Source organism: Vibrio ichthyoenteri ATCC 700023 (assembly GCF_000222605.1).
Classification (GTDB): domain Bacteria; phylum Pseudomonadota; class Gammaproteobacteria; order Enterobacterales; family Vibrionaceae; genus Vibrio; species Vibrio ichthyoenteri.
Genome location: NZ_AFWF01000148.1, coordinates 1 through 1,200, shown reverse-complemented (window position 1 = coordinate 1,200; position 1,200 = coordinate 1). Strand labels below are relative to the sequence as shown.

Here is a 1,200-nt window from a genome sequence, read left to right as displayed (position 1 = left end):
CTAAAAGTATTGATTTAGATCAATAAACATAGGGCAAGAATCAAGAACAAATCGATCTTGATGGCATAGATCTCAGATGCAAAGAAAACCGTGAAAATTGCAAATATTTCTCTATTTAAACTTGATTTCTTTGAAAGGCTTGTGTGATATGGCTTCAAGAATAAACAAACGAAATATTTATAATTTTGTCTGTGTTTATCGCTATTTTCATCTCATGTGTCTTTCTAAAAAGCCTCAAATTGAGGCTTTAGGGATCATCTTTTTCTCTTCAAAGGTCTTTCTCTGTCAACCTTAGAATAGGCACTATAGATTGTATTGCGCTGCTTGATTAACTGCTTATTAAACCAAGCCTCATCGGTAACTTGACCGTTTACAGTCATGTTAGCGTTGATAACACTAGTGTTGCCGCTTCCTTTTCCATTCTTCTGGTCTTCTAAGAACTGCGTTAATTCTTTGTTAGCGCTTGGCTGAACAACACGTTCACCTGCTTTAAGTAGGAAACTTGAGTTATTCAAACTATCTGGTACGGCGTCCGTTCCGTCGTGGAAAACACCTGCTATTGTTTGCCCTGCGATAATACCCGCTGACGCGTAACCCGCTGATAGTGTCACCGCTCCTAGTGTTCCCGTTGGATCGATAGTATTCGCCTTTGTGAAGCCTAAGTGAGCGTTAACAATTGCTTGGGCAAATGCTGCTGCCTGGTTAACTATAAAAGCAGTTTTAGCAAAAGCATCGTTTTCTTCTGCAAGACTATCAAGTGACGCACCAATAGTATTAAACGCCGAAATATAAGCGTTTGCCGACGCCGCTGAACTTGCCGTATCAAGTGCTTCTCTTTGCTTGTTATACTTGTCAACAATTAGATTCTTTTCTATCTGAAATTGTTCTTCATCAATCAAACCTTGGTTGTATTGTTCTTGAGCAATAGATAGAGATTTTGCAGATTCTTGATTAAGTCTCTCGATCGCGCTTTCGCTTGAATCAATGCTCAATTGAGAGATTCGTTTAAAATAATCCTCTTGTGCTTTGGTTCTTGCGTTCAACTCTTTCTGTAAATTAGTCTGAACAAGTTTAGATCTTTCTGATTCGTGCCTAACTTCAATTGCAGTTAAAAGGCGTTGGAATTCTTCTTCGCCCTTTTGCTTTTCAGAATATTGAGCATCAATCGCCGCCAGTTCAGCCGCTTGCTTTACTTCTATA

The 1,200-nt window shown here is 39.0% G+C and carries 1 protein-coding gene; it reads right to left on the bottom strand.

Translation table 11 applies throughout. The features are described 5' to 3' along the window. Positions 1–254: 254 nt before the first annotated feature. Positions 255–1,200, bottom strand: a 946-nt coding sequence (locus RH85_RS22985; protein ID WP_006712261.1) for a hypothetical protein, incomplete at its 5' end; no start/stop codon positions are given.